Source organism: Kribbella sp. NPDC048928 (assembly GCF_043197975.1).
GTDB lineage: Bacteria > Actinomycetota > Actinomycetes > Propionibacteriales > Kribbellaceae > Kribbella.
Window position 1 is genome coordinate 838,959 of sequence record NZ_JBICUC010000001.1, and the last position, 14,392, is coordinate 853,350.

Sequence of the window (14,392 nt, forward strand, 5' to 3'; positions counted from 1 at the left end):
GCTCACGCCACCGGCCTCCCATGCGCCAGCTCGACAGGTAGAGCACCCCGAGACGCTGTACACAAACTCCAAACTCAGACTCAAGTGCACTACGTCCCCACCCAACACCTCCTGTCCATCTGCACATGCTTGAGGAGGTTGGATCTGTTGGTGGATGCGGTGGGTCAGGCGAGGCCTAGGCGGTAGGCGTAGGCGACTGCTTGGGCTCGGTCGCGGAGGTTGGCTTTGGCGAAGAGGTGGTTGATGTGGGTTTTGACCGTGGCTTCGCTGACTACCAGGTGGCGGGCGATCTCGGTGTTGGACAGGCCCTCGGCGATCAAGCGCAGGACCTCGAGCTCGCGGGGGGTCAGGCCGGAGTCGGGGACGGGGACCGGTTTGGTGGTGGTGCCTTCGATCAGGCGGCGTTGTACGTCGGCGTCGACGATCGACTGGCCGTTCGCGGCCGCCTCGAGGGCGCGGCCGATCGACTCGGCGTCGGCGTCCTTGGTGAGGAACCCGCGGGCGCCGGCCCGGAGCGCCGACAGTACCGAGTCGTCGTCGCTGTACGTCGTCAGCACGACGACCTCGGTGCGCGGATGATCCGTACGTACCTGCCGGGTCGCCTCGACCCCGTCCATCGTGGGCATCCGCAGATCCACGAGCAGTACGTCGGGATCGTGCTCGGCGACGAGCTGCACAGCTTCCCGCCCGTCGGACGCGGCCGCGATCACGTCGATCCCGGGCAGCAGCTTCAGCAACGTCACCAGCCCTTCACGCACCACGGTCTGGTCGTCCGCAACCACCACTCTGACACTCACGCCGGCACCTTCAGTTCGACCCGCCAGCCCGTCGCGGTCGGGCCGGCCTCCAATGATCCACCGACCAGGTCGGCACGTTCACGCATCCCGAGCAGACCATAGCCGCCCGCAGCCGCCCGCTCGGGCCGCTTGTCCTGCCGGTCCACAACAGTCAGCCGAACAGGCTCCTCGTACGACAGTTGCACCGTCACCGGCGCGCCCGGCGCGTGCTTGCGGATGTTCGCGAGCGCCTCCTGCAACGTCCGGTACAGCGTGCTCATCACCTCCGCCGGCAACTCCCGCTCCGCACCGGACACCTCGAGCTCCGCCGTCGCCCCGCTCTCCAGCCGGTACGCCGTGACCAGATCACCAAGCGCCCGTACGTCGGGAACCGCGTCCTCCCGCAACGCCGCCACCGCCCGCCGCGCCTCGGCCAGCCCCTCCGCTGCCAGCCCTTGCGCCCGCGTCACCTGCTCAATGGCATCCGGCGACGCGCCGTCGCGAGCCAGCATCAACCGCGCACCCTGCAGGTTCAACGACAACCCGGCCAATGAATGTGCGAGTACGTCGTGCACGTCGCGAGCGATCCGGGCCCGCTCAGCCAGCGCCGCGGCCCGGCCATGCTCCTCGATCGCGGCCTGCTTACGGGCCAGCGACACCTCGAGGTCTTCGAGCTGCTGCTCCCGCGACCGCCGGTTGACCGACGCCAGCGTCAGCGTCAGCAGCCCGAACCCAGCACCACAGGCACCGGGGATCGAATGCGTGGTGATGTACAGCGGCACGGTCGCGCCGACGATGCTGACGGCCACGACCACCCACTCCAGCCGCCCGGCGCGGAAGTACCGCACCGCCGCCCGGCTGGCCCAGAACGGGATCACGAGCATCGCGCTGGCCGGCAACGCGTACCACAGCAGGGATCCCGCGATCGTGAAGACGAGCATCCCGTAGCCCGCCGGCCCCGGCCGGTCGCCGTACCTCAGCCCGAACAGCGACCCGTTGCTGACGACAACGACCACGCCGAGCACGACGATCGCCCAGTACGGCAGCCGCTGGAGGTCGTCGCTACGAGCCGCAGCGACCACCGAGATGATCGTGATCACGCCCGGTGCAGCGCGCAGCAGCAGGCCGGGCACGGAGGTGTTCCGTGCCCGGCCTGCCAGCCGCAAGTTCATGCCCACATCATGCCCATATCAGGCGCTCTGGGTCGCCAGCGGCACGTTCATCGCCAGCGCCCGGCGGTAGACCATCGCGTTCTGGGCGCCGATCGTGATGCCGATGGTGAGCATGATCGCGGCCCGGCTGACCGCGCTGCCCGGCCAGAGCGCGGCGGCCGCGAACGACGTACCGACCCGCAGAGCGATGGTGAGCAGCCACAGGACCAGCGTCGCGGCGGTGCCCTTCTGGTACAGCCCCTGGTCGGTGCGGGTCAGCCGGACCGTCGCGCCACGAGCGAGGCCGAAGCCGAGCACGACGACGGCTTCGAGGGCGAGGAAGGCGAGCTCGCCGGTGCTCGCCGTGTGCACGACGGACGAGAGCGACGCGACGCCGAGGCCCAGCAGGATCACGGGCATCAGCACCAGCGACTTCTGCGTGACCAGTGAACCGGTCACCTGCCGGCCGATCACCCGTACCAGCACCACGACGCCAATCAGGATTCCGAGAACGGCCGACATTTCAGGTTCCTTCCGAGGAGGTTTCGTTGTTGACCACTACCCTCCTCCGAACCTGACTCCGGAGCGTCAGCCCCGAGGTGAGACCCGGGTGGATCCGGGCCTCAACCCCAGGGTTGACTCACGCCAGCGAGACCAACTCCAAGTAGTCGTCGGACCAGAGGTCCTCGCTGGCGTCCGGGAGGATCAGCACCCGGTCCGGCCGCAGCGACTCGATGGCGCCCTCGTCGTGCGTCACCATGACGATCGCGCCCGGGTAGCTGCCGACGGCCCCGAGAACCTCGTCCCGCGACGCCGGGTCGAGGTTGTTGGTCGGCTCGTCGAGCAACAGTACGTTCGCGCTCGAGTGCACCAGCCTGGCCAGCGCCAGCCGCGTCTTCTCGCCGCCGGACAGCACGCCGGCCGGCTTGTCGACGTCGTCACCGCTGAACAGGAACGACCCGAGCACGTTCCGGACCTCGCCGTCGGTCAGCCCCGGCGCGACCGACGCCAGGTTCTGCCGTACGGTGCCGGCCAGATCCAGGGTGTCGTGCTCCTGGGCGAAGTACCCGAGCCGCAGACCATGACCGGGTACGACACGACCTGCATCCGGCTGTTCGCGCCCGGCGAGGAGCCGCAGCAGCGTGGTCTTGCCGGCACCGTTCAGCCCGAGGATGACGACCCGGCTGCCACGGTCGACGGCGAGGTCCACGCCGTTCAGCACCTGCAGAGCGCCGTACGACTTCTTCAGACCGACCGCGGACAGCGGCGTCTTGCCGGACGGCGCCGGAGCCGGGAGCCGGATCTTGGCCACCCGCGACGCCCGGCGGACCGGGTCGAGGCCGGAGAGCAGCTTGTCCGCCCGCCGCGCCATGTTCTTGGCCGCGACCGCCGTCGACGCACCGGCCTGCATCTTCGCCGCCTGCGCGTGCAGAACCGCGGCCTTCCGCTCGGCGACTGCGCGCTCGCGCTTGCGCCGGCGCTCGTCCAGCTCCAGCTGCTCGAGGTACTTCTTCCAGCCGGTGTTGTGCACGTCGATCGTCAGCCGCTGCGGATCAAGATGGAAGACCCGGTTGACCGTTGCCCTGAGCAACTCGCGGTCGTGGCTGATCACGATCAGGCCGCCCGGGTACGACTGCAGGAACTGCCGCAGCCACAGCACCGAGTCGGCGTCGAGGTGGTTGGTCGGCTCGTCGAGCAGCAGCGTCTCGTGCTGCGCGAACAGGATCCGGGCCAGCTCGACGCGCCGCCGCTGCCCACCGGACAGCTGACCGATCGGCTGCTCGAGCGCGCGGTTCGGCAGGCCCACGCCCGCCGCGAGCCGTGCCGCCTCGGCTTCGGCCGCGTACCCGCCGCCCGCCTGGAACGTCGTTTCGGCGCGCGCGTACGCCGCCATGGCCTTCTCCTGGGCCTCGCCGGTTGCCGTGCTCATCGCGGTCTCGGCCGCGCGCAACCGGCGGACGGCGTCGTCGAGGCCTCGCGCGGACAGGATCCGGTCGGTGACGGTGACGGTGGGATCCGCGGCCCGCGGGTCCTGCGCCAGATAGCCGACCGACCCGGCGACGGTGATCTGGCCCGCGGCGGGGCGGGCCTCACCGGCCAGGGTCTTCATGAGGGTGGTCTTGCCGGCGCCGTTGCGGCCGACGAGCCCGACGCGGTCGCCCGCACCGACAGTGAAAGAGATGTCGGCCAGCAGCAGCTGAGCGGCGACGCGGATGTCAACACCGCGAGCGGTGATCATGATGGTTACTCTCCGTGATTACTAGTAGACGCACTTCACCTGTGGATGTGAGTGCGCCAGCTAGACACAGAGGCAAGTAGCCATGCGTCAACACTAACCGGAGCGGGCAAGAGCCGTCAGCTGATTTTCGCGGGCAGCTCAATCACGAAGCGGGCGCCGCCGCCGGGCCGCTCGGTGACGCGGATCGTGCCGCGGTGCCATTGGACGTGCCGCGCGACGATCGCCAGGCCGAGGCCGACACCGCGCCCACGGCCGGAGGTCTCGCCGCGACCGAACCGCTCGAAGATCCGGGCCCGGTCCTCGAGTGCGATCCCGGGACCTGCGTCGTCGACGGTGATGACCACGCCCAGCCCACCGGTGCGGACGCCGACGCCCTTGCAGCCGCCCGCGTGATCCTCGGCGTTCTCCACCAGGTTCGCGACGACGCGCTCCAGCCGCCGCTTGTCCGCGCGCAGGGTGAGGCCTTCGGCCTCGTGTTCCACGTCGGTGACCTCTCGTCCGGCAGCCGCGTCGGCGGCGGCCCGGACCAGGTCGGCGATCCGGACGGTCTCCCGGCTCCCCCGGTCCCCACCGTCGTCGCGGGAGATCTCCAGCAGGTCGATCACCAACCGCCGGAACCGGTCCAGGTCGTCGCCGAGCAGCTCGACCGGCTCCCGGACGGCGGCCGGCAGCTCGTCGCGGTGGTTCTGGATCAGCTGCATCGAGTTCAGCATCGTCATCAACGGCGTCCGCAGCTCGTGGCTGACGTCGCCTGCGAACCGGGCGTCCGCGGCCACCCGGCGCTCCAGGTCCGCGGCGGTCTGGTTGAACGACCGCGCGAGGCTCCCCAGGTCCTTGTCGTTCTCCGCCTGCAGCCGGGCGTCCAGCTTGCCGCGCGCGACCTCGTCGCCGACCCGCGCCAGCTCGGCGAGCGGCCGCAGCGCGAGCGTGCTCGCCAGCCGCCCGACCGCGATCCCGACCAGGGTGGTCGCGACTGCCGCCGCTACGAGCGTGATCTTCAGCGTGCGGAGCGTGCCGTCCAGCTCCGACAGCGGATGCCACTCGAAGAACGCGCCCCGCAGTCCGAGCCCGATCGGTACGCCGACCGCGAGCACCTGCTGGCCGCCGACGGTGATCCGCCGCTCCACCGCCGTACCGCCGAGAGCCGTCTGGATGACGTCCGGCGGCAGGTCGGACGGTTTCCCGGTGAGCGCGTACCACCGCATGCAGGTGACGGTCGTCTGGTCCGAGCAGGCACGCTCCAGGTACAGCATCGAGGCCGCTGCGTCCCCGGTCGGCAGGCTGTTCAGTACGGCCATGGGCAGCACGCCGTCCTGCAGCGTCGGGAGCGGGCACTCGGCCCGTTCGCGCGCGGGCTGACACGGTTTCGGTACGCCGTACAACCCGTACCGCAACGCGGTGGTGCTGTCCTCGGTCACCAGCCGCGCCGACTGCTCGCGCTGGTGGGTCAGGTAGTCCGAGACGACGCCCCAGGTCACCATCGCGAGCACCGACGACAGCCCCAGCGCCAGCAGGCCGTACGCCAGCATCACGCGGCCGCGGAGGGTGACTCGTCCGAGCAAGGTCAGCTCACCAGGCGGTAGCCGAGGCCACGGGCGGTGACGAGATGCTTCGGGCTGGCCGGGTCGCGCTCGATCTTCAGCCGCAGCCGCCGGACGTGCACGTCGACGATCCGGCTGTCGCCGAAGTACCCGTACCCCCAGACCTTCGACAACAGCTGCTCGCGGCTGAGCACCTTGCCCTCGGCGCCGGCCAGCTCGGCGAGCAGCTTGAACTCCGTCCGGGTCAGCGGCAGCACCTCGCCGTCGCGCGTCACCTCGGCGCCCGGCAGGTCGATGCGCAGGTCACCGACCTCGAGCAGCTCGGCCTGGCGCGCGTTCGCCGGCTCGACCCGCCGCAGCAGTGCCCTGATCCGCGCGGACAGCTCCTTCGCGACCAGGGGCTTGGTGACGTAGTCGTCCGCACCGGCCTCCAGGCCCGCGACCACGTCGTGGCTGTCGGTCCGCGCGGTCACCATGATCACCGGTACGTCGCTCGAGCGCCGGATCTCCCGGCAGACCGTGAAACCGTCCCGGTCCGGCAGCATCAGGTCCAGCAGCACCACGTCCGGCGGTTCCCGGCGCAGTGCGGCCAGGGCGTCGTACCCGTTGGCCGCCTCGGCCACCTGGTACCCCTCGTCCTCCAGGGCAAGTCGCAGTACCCGCCGGATCCGCGGTTCGTCGTCGACCAACAGCAGGCTGTGTGCCACGCAACCAGTGTCGCTCACCCGCAGGCCGTTGGGCGGTAACGGTTGTCATGAATCCGTCATCTTCGGGCGGGGTCGCGGTGACAACTCCTTGACGGTTGCGTGACCGCGGTTCCGGTCGCGGCCGGAAGTCCTAACTTCGGCGCTATCGAGTCCCGGAGGAGGACCAATGGCCAGAAGACGGCTGGCGGCATTATCCCTTGCCGCCGTTGCGAGTCTCACACTCGCAGCTTGCAGCAACGGCGGCACGACGCCGTCCGGATCCAGCACCGCCGGCACCCCGGTGAGCGGCGGGACGCTGAACATGCTCGGGGCGGGCGACGTCGACTACATGGACCCCAACATCAGCTACTACTCCCTGGGTTACACGAACCTGCGGATGTGGAGCCGGCAGCTGTTCACCTATCCGGCCGAACCCGGAGGCAAGAACACCACACCGGTGGTGGACCTCGCCACCGAGATCCCGAGCACCTCCAACGGCGGGATCAGCGCGGACGGGAAGACGTACACGATCCACATCCGGCCGGGGGCGAAGTGGGGCACCTCGCCGGCCCGTCAGGTGACCGCGGCGGACGTGGTCCGCGGCGTGAAGCGGACCGCGAACCCGGTGCAGCCGTTCGGCGGCATCCCGGACTTCGCCACGCTGATCGACGGCTACCAGGCGTTCCAGGACGGCTTCACGAAGGTGCCGAAGACGGTTGCCGGGATCAAGGACTACATCGAGAAGACCCCGCTGCCCGGGGTGGTGGCCAAGGACGACACGACGGTCGTCTTCCACTTGACCCGTCCGGCGTCGTACTTCGTCGACATGCTGACCATGCCGGCCTTCTCCCCCGCGCCCGTCGAGGGCCTGAACTACCTGCCGGCCAGTACGGAGCTCGGGAACAACTACCCGTCCGACGGGCCGTACAAGGTCGACAAGTGGGTGCCGACCAAGTCGGTCACGTACTCCCGCAACCCCGCCTGGGACCCGGCGTCCGACCCGGTCCGCAAGGCGTACGTCGACAAGATCGTCGTCAACGAGACCGTCAGCCAGGACTCGATCCAGCAGCAGCTGCAGACCGGTACGCCGAGTGCCGACATGGAATGGGACGTCGCACCGCCGGCGTCGCAGATCCCGGCGCTGCAGGCGAAGAAGGACAAGAAGCTGACCATCGGTGACACCGCCAGCTCGAACCCGTACGTGGTGTACAACACGGCCTCGCCGAACGAGAACAAGGCGATGCAGAACCCGAAGGTGCGGCAGGCGATCAGCTACGCGATCAACCGCGACAACATCCTGCAGGTGCTGGGCGGCAAGACGCTGAACCCGCCGCTGACCCACGTACTGCCGGACGTCATCACCGGGTCCAAGCAGATCGACCCGTACCCGTACAACCCGAACAAGGCCAAGCAACTACTGGCCGAGGCGGGCTACCCGCACCTGACGCTGAAGTTCCTGTACCGCAACGCCACCGAGGGCAGCAGCAAGTCCTTCCAGACGGTGCAGCAGGACCTGTCGAAGGTCGGCATCACGGTCACCGGCGTACCGTCGCCGAACGCGGACTTCTACGTGAAGTACATGCAGGTGCCGAGCGTGGCGCGACGTGGAGTCTGGGACCTGTCGCTGGCCGGCTGGGGCGCCGACTGGTACGGCAACGGCGCACTGTCGTTCTTCAACCCGCTGTTCTCCGGTGAGCCGTCGTTCCCGCCGGTCGGCAGCAACTACGGGCTCTACAACGACCCGGAGACCAACTCGCTGATCCAGCAGGCGATGCTCGCGAAGACCGCCGACGAGGCCGGCGCCCTGTGGGCCAAGGCCGACGCCCGGGTCATGGAGCAGGCGGCGTTCTTCCCGCTGACGAGCAACAAGCAGGCGAACTACCACGCCGAGCAGGTGCAGAACGCGGTCTACGTACCGAGCCTGCAGAACTACGACCCGACCAATGTTTGGCTGACCAAGGACAAGCAGGGCGGCTGACCTCATGGCTCTGCTTGAAGTAAGGGATCTTCGGGTCTCCTTCGACACCCCGGACGGCACCGTCCGTGCCGTCCGGGGGTTGTCGTACGACGTGGAGGCCGGCCAGACGCTCGCCGTGGTGGGCGAGTCCGGGTCCGGGAAGAGCGTCTCCACCCAGACCATCACCGGGCTCACCCGGGGCGCGACCGTCTCGGGGACGGCGTTCTTCGACGGTACGGACCTGATCACCGCGGACCAGTCGACGCTGCGCAGGCTGCGCGGCGACCAGATCGGGATGATCTTCCAGGACCCGCTGTCGAGCCTGCATCCGCAGTACCGGATCGGCTGGCAGATCGTCGAGATGATCCGCGCGCACGACCTGTCGATCAGCAAGCAGGGGGCCCGGAAAAGGGCCGCCGAGCTGCTCACGCTGGTCGGCATCCCGCGCGCGGCGGAACGCATCGACGATTATCCGCACCAGTTCTCCGGCGGGATGCGGCAACGGGTGATGATCGCGATGGCGATGGCGCTCGACCCGGCTCTGCTGATCGCGGACGAACCGACCACCGCGCTCGACGTGACCGTGCAGGCCCAGGTGCTGAACGTGATGCGCCGGCTCCAGGAACAGTTCGGGACCGCGATCATCTTGATCACGCACGACCTCGGGGTGGTGGCCGAGATGGCCGACGAGGTGGTGGTGATGTACGCCGGCGCGGTGATGGAACGCGCTCCGCGCCGGGACATCTTCTACCGCAACCACCACCCGTACACGCAAGGTCTGCTCGCCTCGCTGCCGGCCCGCAGCAATGATCGGCTGACCCCGATCCCGGGCACGCCGCCGAGTCTGATCAACCTGCCGAAGGGCTGCCCGTTCGCGGCCCGCTGCCCGCACGTGTTCGAGAAGTGCTCCGAGCCACCGCCGCTGCTCAGCGTCGGCGGCGATCCGCGGCACGATTCCGCGTGCTGGCTCCCTCACAACGTGGACGAGGCGGTGGCTTCATGAGTGAAGTACTCCTGAAGGTGGACGACGTCCGCAAGGAGTTCCCGACCCACTCCAAGGAGGTGGTGCAGGCCGTTGCCGGTGTCTCGCTCGAGGTGCACAAGGGCGAGACCCTCGGGCTGGTCGGCGAGACCGGCTGCGGGAAGTCGACGCTGGCCCGGTGCATGGCGCATCTGTACGACGTGACGTCGGGCTCGGTGTGGTTCGAGGGCCGGGAGATCACCAACCTGTCCCGGAAGGCGATGCGGCCGCTGCGCCGCGACGTACAGGTGATCTTCCAGGACCCGTACGGCTCGCTGAACCCGCGCCGCCGGGTCGGGTCGATCATCGGCGACCCGTTCGCCATCCACAACATTGCCACTGGCAACGAACGGAAGAAGAAGGTCCAGGAACTGATGGAGCTGGTCGGGCTGAACCCCGAGCACTACAACAGGTTCCCGGCCGAGTTCTCCGGTGGCCAGCGGCAACGGATCGGCGTGGCGCGGGCACTCGCGCTGCGGCCGAAGCTGGTGATCTGCGACGAGCCGGTGTCCGCGCTGGACGTCTCGATCCAGGCCCAGATCATCAACCTGCTCGCCGATCTGCAGCGCGAGTTCGACCTGACGTACGTCTTCATCTCGCACGACCTGTCCGTGATCCGGCACGTGAGCGACCGGATCGCGGTGATGTACCTGGGCAAGATCGTCGAACTGTCGCCGACCGCCGAGCTGTTCGGGCAGACCCGGCACCCGTACACCCGGGCGTTGCTGTCGGCGTTGCCGGTGGCCGACCCGGACACCGCCGACAGCCGTGAGCAGATCATCCTCGGTGGCGACATCCCGGCCGCGACGAACCCGCCGGAGGGGTGCAGGTTCCACACGCGGTGCCCGAAGGCGCGGGCCGACTGTGCCGCGGGCGAGCCGCCGCTGACCGCCGTACTCGGAGACACCGAGGACCACCGCACCGCCTGCTTCTACCCGTTGACGGTCGGAGAAGACCTCTCCACCGCCGTCCCCGATTTGAAGGCATCATGACGGTACTGATGTCGCGACTCCGTCGCGACGGGTCATGGGGCTGTGACTCCCGGTCTCCCCTCGTCGCTCCAGTCGCTTCGCTCCCTTCGCTCCTCAGTCCAGACCGGGAGGCCCCATGACCGCCGCGATCGAGATGGTGGATGTTGTCGACGAGCCCAAGGCGATCCAGGGGCGGAGTCCGTTCTCGCTGGCGCTCCGGCGGCTGCGCAAGGACAAGGTGGCGATGATCTCGCTGGTCGTGATCCTGCTGATCGTGCTGATGGCGATCTTCGCGCCGGTGTTCACCGCGCTCACCGGGCATCCGCCGAACGAGCAGTACCGAGACATCGGGCTGACCCCGGACGGGTTGCCGCGCGGGCCGAACGGGACCTTCTGGTTCGGTACCGACGACCTCGGCCGGGACGTGCTGGTACGGATCGCGTACGGGGCCCGGATCTCCTTGCTCGTCGGCGTGATCGCGACCGCGATCACGGTCGCGATCGGAGTCGTGCTGGGACTCGCGGCGGGGTTCCTCGGGGGGATCACCGACACGATCCTGGCGCGGCTGATCGACGTGGTGCTGTCGATGCCGTTCCTGCTGGTGGCGATCGCGCTGGTGTCCGTGACCGGGCCCAGCCTGAGCGTCACGGTGCTGGTGATCGGCTGCTTCAGCTGGGCGTCGGTGGCGCGGATCGTCCGCGGCCAGGTGCTGTCGCTGCGCGAACGCGAGTTCGTCGAGGCGGCCCGGTCGCTCGGGGCGAGCGACCGGCGGATCATGTTCGTCGACGTGCTGCCGAACGTGGCCGCGCCGGTGATCGTCTACACCACGCTGCTGATCCCGGTGGTGATCGTGGTCCAGGCGACGTTGTCGTTCCTCGGGCTCGGACTGCCGCCGCCGACGGCCGACTGGGGCGGGATGATCAGCGCGTCGCAGAACTACTACACGACCGCGTGGTGGTTCATCCTGTTCCCCGGCCTGGCGCTGCTGATCACCACGCTCGCCTTCAACCTCTTCGGCGACGGGGTCCGGGACGCCTTCGACCCCCGCGCAGATCGGAGCTGAACCATGGCCATGTTCCTGCTCCGCCGGATCGGCCACGGGATCCTGGTCATGTGGCTGATCAGCGTCGCGGTGTTCGCCCTGTTCTTCGTTGCTCCGAGCAACGTCGCGCAGACGCTCGCCGGCCGTCAGGGGACACCGGAGACGATCGCACTGATCAAGCACCGGCTGGGTCTCGACCTACCGGTCTGGAAGCAGTACCTGCACTTCCTCGGCAACGCGTTGAAGGGCAACCTCGGGTACGACTACTACCACCAGGTTTCGGTGACACACATCATCGGGCAGGCGCTGCCGATCACGGTGTCGCTGGCGATCGGCGCGTCGATCCTGTGGCTGCTGCTGGGCGTGTTCAACGGTGTCGTCTCCGCGATCCATCCGCGCTCGCTGGCGGATCGTGGGCTGACGTTGTTCTCGCTGTTCTTCTACTCGTTCCCGTCGTTCCTGCTCGGCCTGCTGCTGCTGTACTTCCTGTACTTCCGGCTCACGCTGGCAGGCTTCAACTGGTTCCCGGCCGGCGGGTACTCGCCGCTGGCCGGCGGCGTCGGGCCCTGGTTCCAGCACCTGCTGCTGCCCTGGGTCGCGCTCGCACTGTTGCTGGCGGCAACGTACACCCGGCTGACCCGCGGTTCGATGCTGGACGTTCTCGGTGAGGACTACATCCGGACCGCGCGGTCGAAGGGCATCCGGGAGAGCCGGGTGATCGTCCGGCACGGCCTGCGCAGCGCGCTGACGCCGGTGGTCACGCAGTTCGGGATCGACCTCGGGCAGTTGATCGGGGGCGTGGTCGTGATCGAGACCGTGTTCAGCCTGCCGGGACTGGGACAGACCGCGGTGACCGCCATCAACCAGCAGGACCTGCCGGTGATCATCGGCATCGTCCTGTTCGCCTCGGCCGCGGTCGTCGTGGCGAACATCCTGGTCGACATCGGGTATGCCGTGCTGGATCCGCGGGTCCGGCTGCACTGAACATCCAGGGTCCTTGGTCGGGTTGCCCTGGTGTACCGAAGGACGGGTAGTGGTGGGTGGTTTCGGCTCAGCGGACAGGATCGAAACGTTCCAGTGCCGACCACTACCCGTCCTTCGGTACGTTGTTCCCCATGATCGCCGTCTATGGTGCGGGTGGAATCGGCTGCTATGTAGGCGGCCGGCTCGCCGCGACAGGTACGCCGGTGACATTCGTCGGGCGGACCCGGATGGCGACCGAGCTGGCCGCGAACGGGCTGCGGCTGACCGACTACCTGGGCGCCGACCTCCGGATCGCTGGCGTAGCGTTCAGCACCACCCCGGCTGGTGCCGCCGACGCGGACCTTGTGCTGGTCACGGTGAAGTCCGCGGCCTCCGCACAGGCGGCTGACGAGCTGGCATCCGTACTCAAGCCCGGCGCTGTGGTTGTCAGCTTCCAGAATGGCCTGCGCAACGGTGACGTGCTGCGATCGAGGCTCGTGGAGCAGGTTGTGGTGTCCGGCATGGTCCCGTTCAACGTGCTGAATCGGGGCGGTGGGGTCTTCCACCAGGGCACCGAGGGCAAGCTCGACGTCCAGCAGGATCCAGCTCTCGCGCCGTACCTGGACGCCTTCGACCGTGCGGGCCTTCCCCTCACACAGCACGACGACATCGTCCCGGTGCAGTGGTCGAAGCTGCTGCTGAACCTGAACAACCCGATCAACGCGCTCTCGAACCTCCCGCTGCGCGACGAGCTGTCGCAGCGCGCGTACCGCCGCTGCCTCGCCGCCGCGCAGGCCGAGGCGCTCGCTCTCCTCGACGCGGCCGGCATCCGCCCGGCGCAACTCCTGGCGGTACCGATGCACCGCTTCCCCGCCGTACTGCGGATGCCCGACTTCCTGTTCCGCCGGCTCGCGAGCAAGGTGCTGGCCGTCGACCCACTGGCCCGTACGTCGATGTGGGAGGACCTGGAGGCCGGGCGCCCCACCGAGATCGACCACCTGAACGGCGAGGTCGTCCGGCTCGCAGAGTCGCTCGGCCGCGAGGCGCCGGTCAACGCCCGGCTGATCGCCTTGATCCGCGCCGCCGAGACCGCGCGGCGCTCCTGGTCAGGAGCCGGCCTGCTCCGGGAACTTCAGCGGTAGGTTCGCGCGCACGTTGATCCCCACCTGGCCGTACGTGAAGCCGAGGTGCTCGTTCAGCCGCCGCATGTTCGCGTTGCCCTGCTGCGTCCACGTGTAGATCTCGGTGATGCCGTGTTCGGCCGCCCACGCCATGCTCGACCGCTTCAGCGTCGACCCCACCGCCTTGCCCCGCCATTCCTGCCGTACGGCGGTGTAGGCGACCTCGGCGCGCTCGGGCCGGTCGGTGTCGAGCATCAGCCCCGCGACACCGATCACGTCGTCACCGTCCACGGCGAGGAACATCGCGGCCGGGTCGTTGATCCACTCGGTCGCCCACTCCTCCGGCGTCACGCGCAGCGGTGCGGTGGTGTCCAGGTCCGGCAGCGTCGGGATCGCGACCTGCTCGTACGCCTTCGCCCACAGCTCGGGGCGCTCCGCGACCGTGACGACGGCGTACTCCGTCGGGGTGGCCGGCCAGGGCTCGTCGGGCGCGATCGGGCGTACCTGCTCGACCTGGCGGAGGAACTCGGTGAAGCCGAAGCGCTGCGCGAACGCGAACGATCCCTCGTCGTCGACGCTGCAGCCGGCGATCGTGAAGCCCTCGGCCCGGGCATGCTCGGCCAGCTCGCGGAGCAGGGCCGTACCGATGCCGTGCCGGCGGGCCTCCGGATGGACCCGCGCCATCACGGCGGCGCGATCCTCCTCGTTCGACCGATCGGCCAGGCCATGGGCGACGACGGTGCCGTCCAGCTCGGCGAGCAGGAACAGCCGTTGCGGCGTGGCGGCCTGCCGGAGCTCGGCGACACTCGGCGCGCGCTCGCCGGGCAGCACGGCGAGGCGGATCTGCCGCCAGGCCTCGTAGTCGGCATCGGTCACGACCGGCCTGATCTGGATCATGGCGCCATTAGGCAGTCCGGATCGTGG

13 protein-coding genes are annotated in these 14,392 nt (G+C 69.0%); 6 read left to right on the plus strand and 7 right to left on the minus strand.

The genetic code is table 11. The annotated features are described in order from the left end of the window. Positions 1 to 164: 164 nt before the first annotated feature. The 6 genes from ACGFI6_RS03970 to ACGFI6_RS03995 all read right to left on the minus strand — a co-directional run bounded on the left by ACGFI6_RS03970 (position 165) and on the right by ACGFI6_RS03995 (position 6,414). Positions 165 to 797 carry a response regulator gene (locus ACGFI6_RS03970; RefSeq protein WP_393115108.1) on the minus strand — a complete coding sequence of 211 codons (633 nt, stop codon included), beginning with the start codon at positions 795 to 797 and terminating at the stop codon, positions 165 to 167. Continuing rightward, positions 794 to 1,948 carry a sensor histidine kinase gene (locus ACGFI6_RS03975; RefSeq protein WP_393115109.1) on the minus strand — a complete coding sequence of 385 codons (1,155 nt, stop codon included), beginning with the start codon at positions 1,946 to 1,948 and terminating at the stop codon, positions 794 to 796. The genes ACGFI6_RS03970 and ACGFI6_RS03975 overlap by 4 nt, the downstream gene beginning before the upstream one ends. Positions 1,949 to 1,966: 18 nt before the next feature. Further along, on the minus strand, positions 1,967 to 2,449 hold the full coding sequence (locus ACGFI6_RS03980) for a hypothetical protein (protein WP_393115110.1): 483 nt from the start codon (positions 2,447 to 2,449) through the stop codon (positions 1,967 to 1,969). Positions 2,450 to 2,567: 118 nt separating this feature from the next. Beyond that, positions 2,568 to 4,166 carry an ABC-F family ATP-binding cassette domain-containing protein gene (locus ACGFI6_RS03985; RefSeq protein ID WP_393115111.1) on the minus strand — a complete coding sequence of 533 codons (1,599 nt, stop codon included), beginning with the start codon at positions 4,164 to 4,166 and terminating at the stop codon, positions 2,568 to 2,570. A gap of 116 nt (positions 4,167 to 4,282) precedes the next feature. Continuing rightward, positions 4,283 to 5,728 (minus strand): ATP-binding protein, encoded by a 1,446-nt coding sequence (locus ACGFI6_RS03990; RefSeq protein ID WP_393115112.1) that lies wholly within the window; start codon positions 5,726 to 5,728, stop codon positions 4,283 to 4,285. Between the two features lie 2 nt (positions 5,729 to 5,730). Then, complete coding sequence (locus ACGFI6_RS03995; protein ID WP_393115113.1) at positions 5,731 to 6,414, minus strand: response regulator; 684 nt, start codon at positions 6,412 to 6,414, stop codon at positions 5,731 to 5,733. Between the two features lie 166 nt (positions 6,415 to 6,580). On the opposite strand from ACGFI6_RS03995, the gene ACGFI6_RS04000 reads away from it, so the two are divergent. The 6 genes from ACGFI6_RS04000 (at position 6,581) to ACGFI6_RS04025 (ending at position 13,489) form a co-directional block, all read left to right on the plus strand. Then, positions 6,581 to 8,371 (plus strand): ABC transporter substrate-binding protein, encoded by a 1,791-nt coding sequence (locus tag ACGFI6_RS04000; RefSeq protein ID WP_393115114.1) that lies wholly within the window; start codon positions 6,581 to 6,583, stop codon positions 8,369 to 8,371. 4 nt (positions 8,372 to 8,375) lie between these two features. Further along, the gene (locus tag ACGFI6_RS04005; RefSeq protein ID WP_393115115.1) at positions 8,376 to 9,353 is read left to right on the plus strand and encodes an ABC transporter ATP-binding protein; all 978 of its coding nucleotides are present in this window, start codon (positions 8,376 to 8,378) and stop codon (positions 9,351 to 9,353) included. Then, positions 9,350 to 10,363 carry an ABC transporter ATP-binding protein gene (locus tag ACGFI6_RS04010; protein ID WP_393115116.1) on the plus strand — a complete coding sequence of 338 codons (1,014 nt, stop codon included), beginning with the start codon at positions 9,350 to 9,352 and terminating at the stop codon, positions 10,361 to 10,363. The genes ACGFI6_RS04005 and ACGFI6_RS04010 overlap by 4 nt, the downstream gene beginning before the upstream one ends. Before the next feature lie 115 nt (positions 10,364 to 10,478). Further along, a complete protein-coding gene (locus ACGFI6_RS04015) occupies positions 10,479 to 11,405 on the plus strand; it encodes an ABC transporter permease (RefSeq protein ID WP_393115117.1) in 927 nt (308 codons plus the stop codon). A 3-nt stretch (positions 11,406 to 11,408) separates the two neighbouring features. Next, a complete protein-coding gene (locus ACGFI6_RS04020; RefSeq protein ID WP_393115118.1) occupies positions 11,409 to 12,368 on the plus strand; it encodes an ABC transporter permease in 960 nt (319 codons plus the stop codon). A 131-nt stretch (positions 12,369 to 12,499) separates the two neighbouring features. After that, positions 12,500 to 13,489 carry a 2-dehydropantoate 2-reductase gene (locus ACGFI6_RS04025; protein ID WP_393115119.1) on the plus strand — a complete coding sequence of 330 codons (990 nt, stop codon included), beginning with the start codon at positions 12,500 to 12,502 and terminating at the stop codon, positions 13,487 to 13,489. Here the strand turns inward: ACGFI6_RS04025 and ACGFI6_RS04030 are convergent. Continuing rightward, positions 13,454 to 14,365 (minus strand): GNAT family N-acetyltransferase, encoded by a 912-nt coding sequence (locus tag ACGFI6_RS04030; RefSeq protein WP_393115120.1) that lies wholly within the window; start codon positions 14,363 to 14,365, stop codon positions 13,454 to 13,456. The genes ACGFI6_RS04025 and ACGFI6_RS04030 overlap by 36 nt on opposite strands. Positions 14,366 to 14,392: the final 27 nt, after the last annotated feature.